The sequence below is a fragment of the Synechococcus sp. R55.7 genome (assembly GCF_047461955.1).
In the GTDB taxonomy this organism is placed as follows: Bacteria; Cyanobacteriota; Cyanobacteriia; order Thermostichales; family Thermostichaceae; genus Thermostichus.
On sequence record NZ_JANSIC010000029.1, the window covers coordinates 11,631 to 15,338 of the forward strand.

Here is a 3,708-nt window from a genome sequence, read left to right on the forward strand (position 1 = left end):
GTACCCGCAGCTCGCCGCTGCAGCCGATCCGCCCCGTCAACACCAGCACCTCCTCCGGGGATCCCTCCAATTCACTGTGCATTAGGGAAAACAGCTCTGGCGGGATGGCGACCTCTTTTTTCTGGGGGGGCTCAAACCCGGCCTCTTCAGCCACCGGGGCAGGGATCCCTCGTTCCGGCTCCAGAGGGGCAGGCACAACCTGAAAACGGAGACAATTGTCCAACTCGGTTTCACCGAACAGTTCTGCGATCAAGTCGGCATCTCGGCAGTGCAATTCCCAAAACCCAGGGGTGAGGTGGCTGGCGGGCAAAATAATGCCGATCCCTTCATCGTTGGTGCGCACAGAACGGGTTTGGACCTGTGGAGGAGTCGTGCCGGTGTTGGGGCCCTGATTCTGTGGCCCTAGAGGACGCTGCCGGACTTCCACCGTGATGGTGAAGTGGGGCTGGGGCGAACGGGCAACAATGGTGTAGGTATCTTCTTCCAGAACTGCTCCCTCGGCTGGTACCGGCTGCCAGTCTTCTTGGCCGTCGCGCCGAACCCAAAAATTCAACATGGCTCCATCACCTTAGGTGCTCCGCACTGCTGACGCGAATGGCATGCCAGATACTGAATCAGATCGGCTTGCAAAAGGGTTTGCTGTTGCCCTGTAGGCAGGTGCTTAAGCTGTACCTCTCCGGCTGCAGCTTCCGCATCCCCTAGCACAACAGCCCAAGTTGCGCCGCTGCGGCTGGCCCGTTTGAACTGCTTGCCAAAGGCGCTGCCGCTCAGATCCAGCTCGGTGCAGAAACCAGCTTGGCGCAGCGCTTGAGCGATCCGGAGGGATTGGGCCTCAGCCTTCGCCCCACGGGAGATCACGTAAACCTCGACCGGTGCTGGCGGAGCCTCCCCTTGTTTCTTTTGCAACAGCAGCACCAGCCGCTCCATGCCGACGGCCCAGCCCACCGCTGGGGTAGAAGGTCCGCCCAGCTCTTCCACCAAGCCGTCGTAGCGACCACCCCCACAGACGGTACTCTGGGATCCCAAGTCAGGTGAGACGATCTCAAAGGCGGTGTCGGTGTAGTAGTCCAGGCCCCGCACCAAGTAGGGATCCAACTGGTAGGGAATATCCAACATCTGCAGGTGATCTTGCACCTGCTCGAAGAAAGCCCGCGATTCTGGGCCGAGGTAATCCGGCAGCTTGGGGGCCCCCTCGGCAATCTCGCGGGTGCGGGGATCCTTGCTGTCTAGAATGCGCAGCGGGTTGCGGGTGAGACGCTCTTGGGAGTCAGGATCCAGCTTCTCCCGCAAGGGAGTGAGGTAGTCCACCAGGGCCTGGCGATAGGCCCGCCGATCCTGCAGATCCCCCAGGGAATTGAGCCGCAAGCTCAGGTTCTCCGCCCCCACCGCTTGCAACAGCTCCCAGGCCAAGGCGATGACTTCCGCATCGGCGCGGGGATCCCGGCTGCCCAGCAGCTCTACCCCCAACTGGTGGAACTGGCGTTGCCGCCCCGCCTGGGGACGCTCATAGCGAAACATCGGCCCACAATACCAGAGGCGTTGCACATCTCCAGCCGTTTGCAGCCCGTGCTGGATGTAGGCCCGCACCACACCTGCTGTGTTCTCTGGGCGCAGGCTCACCTCTTGCTCGCCACGGGTGCTGAAGGAGTACATCTCCTTGCCCACCACGTCGGTGGCACTGCCAATGCTGCGGGCAAAGAGCTCCGTCAACTCCAGGATGGGGGTGCGAATTTCTTGGTAGTTGGCCCGTCCCAGGATCTCTCGGGCGCTGGCTTCCACCTGCTGCCAGAGCCGCACCTCCTGCGGCAGAATATCTCGGGTGCCCCGCACCGCCTGGATCATCTCCATTCTCGTTCTCCCTCCCTGGGGTGGGCCTGGCCGCCTGCTATGCCAATGGCTGTTCTCGTCAAAGGACTCCGTCCCGCTGACGCAAACGGCCTAGTTATTGATTATCGGCGACAACACTCCCCGTCGCTAGCGGAGCCAAATGACCCCGATCCAAGCTCGAGTCCAACCAGGAGTAGGTGGCGGCAATTTGGCTGGTGGCAACAACAGCGGCGGTGGTAGCTCGCAAGATGGTAGGGCCAAGGGAGACGCACACCCCCCCATATTCCTCAGCTTGCCGACGTTCGGCAACGGTCCAGCCCCCCTCTGGGCCGATGGCTATGGCCAAGACGGGATCCCTGAGCTTCGGCAGGGCCTGCACCAGCAGGGGGGCGTTCTCGCGCGCCACGGCTATACCCCACCAAAAGGACTCCGTCCGAGTAGCGCGAACGGCTTGTAGCTCCGCCAGCCAACTTGTCCAAGGGGTGGGGGGATCGACCTGAGGCCAGCGCAACCGCTCACATTGTTCTGCGGCCTCCCGCACAATTTTTTGCCAGCGTTCCTGCCGCCCAGATCCCGGTTCCAACACGGTGCGCTCCGTCAGCAGGGGGGTAATTCGCGCCGCCCCCAGCTCGGTAACCTGGCGGAGCACCTCGTCAAACCCCTGCCCTTTGACCACCGCCAAGCCCAGATGCAAAGAAACAGGCAATTCCCGCGGCAGCACCTCCACCTCGCCCACAACTCGGGATCCCTGGGCTTGCCAACGGGCCGCCCACAGCTTGCCTGAGCCGTCCAAAACCAAAAAGAGATCCCCTGGCCTGAGGCGGCGTACCCGCTGCAAGTAGTGCTGTTGCAGACCGGTTAAATGGAGAACACCGCTGGGATCCCGCTGCGCTGGGTCAATCGCCAATCGGGGCAAAGCGCTCAGGTCATGCGTGCGTTCAGACAACACCATTCCCCCCGTCGCCAGAGGGCTGCCACCACCCATTCGTTGGCCTCCAGCATCTCCGCCACCAACTTGGCCTGCTCGATGAGGATGCCGCTGAGGATCAGCCATCCCCCCTCCTTCACCACCAGCCGAAACTCCGGGATCATATCCAGGATCACATCTGCCAGGATGTTGCACACCAGCCCATCCACCATTTCGGGAATATGCTCCAGGCTGCCCTGAGCGACCACAATGCGATCCGTCAGGCCGTTGAGATCGCGGTTGTGCATCGTGGCTTGCACCGCCAGGGGGTCGATGTCCACCGCAAATACCCGCTTCACCCCCAGCAGGGCCGCCGCCAACGACAGAATCCCGGATCCACAGCCCACATCGGCCACAGTCACTCCCTCGGCACCCCCGCCGCCCTCCAGGCGCATCTCCAGCGACTCCAGACAGAGCTGAGTGGTGGGGTGAGTGCCCGTGCCGAAGGCCATACCGGGATCCAGCCGCAACAGGTGACGACCGGGGTGAGAGGGCGGCTCCAGCCAGGCCGGACAAATGAGCAACTTGTCCCCGACCCATTGGGGCTGCCAGTGCTGCTTCCAACTGCTGCTCCAATCTTCCGCCTCTATGCGTTCCCAGCGCAGCTTGGGAACCCGCTGACCGGCAATGAGGGCATCCTGCTGCAGGCGCAGGGAGAGGGCTGCCAAATCCAGGAGGCTGACGTGAGGCCAAGGCAGATAGGCGTGAATGCAGACCTGATCTTCGCCGTGGGCTTGGCTGGTCATGCCCCGACAGCCAAAATTCTCCAGCCGCCAAAAGATCAGGTCTTCTTGGGCAGGGGAGGCGATGAGACTGAGATCCCACCAGGCTCCACCGGGATCCGGCGCTTGTGCGGGCGAAAATGGGGTGGGATCGGCAACAGTCCTGCTCACAGGGATCCCTTCACAAACCTA

At 62.5% G+C, this 3,708-nt stretch carries 3 protein-coding genes and 1 pseudogene; all 4 read right to left on the reverse strand.

All coding sequences use genetic code 11. From position 1 onward, the window contains the following. Positions 1-556 (reverse strand): annotated as a pseudogene (locus tag NW820_RS02760) (hypothetical protein); the annotation flags it as partial. After that, positions 550-1,848, reverse strand: coding sequence for a histidine--tRNA ligase (gene hisS / locus NW820_RS02765; RefSeq protein ID WP_414406628.1), 1,299 nt, complete (start codon positions 1,846-1,848; stop codon positions 550-552). The pseudogene NW820_RS02760 and the gene hisS, both read right to left, overlap by 7 nt. A 94-nt stretch (positions 1,849-1,942) precedes the next feature. After that, positions 1,943-2,779, reverse strand: a complete 837-nt coding sequence (locus NW820_RS02770) for a 16S rRNA (uracil(1498)-N(3))-methyltransferase (RefSeq protein ID WP_414406629.1) — start codon at positions 2,777-2,779, stop codon at positions 1,943-1,945. Beyond that, positions 2,749-3,579, reverse strand: a complete 831-nt coding sequence (prmA, locus tag NW820_RS02775; RefSeq protein ID WP_414406630.1) for a 50S ribosomal protein L11 methyltransferase — start codon at positions 3,577-3,579, stop codon at positions 2,749-2,751. The genes NW820_RS02770 and prmA overlap by 31 nt, the downstream gene beginning before the upstream one ends. Between the last annotated feature and the right edge of the window lie 129 nt (positions 3,580-3,708).

Bases quoted from the DNA above. Each gene is read 5' to 3' on its own strand.
- hisS (WP_414406628.1), bottom strand. From the start codon at position 1,848: ATGGAGATGATCCAGGCGGTGCGGGGCACCCGAGATATTCTGCCGCAG.
- NW820_RS02770 (WP_414406629.1), bottom strand. From the start codon at position 2,779: ATGGTGTTGTCTGAACGCACGCATGACCTGAGCGCTTTGCCCCGATTG.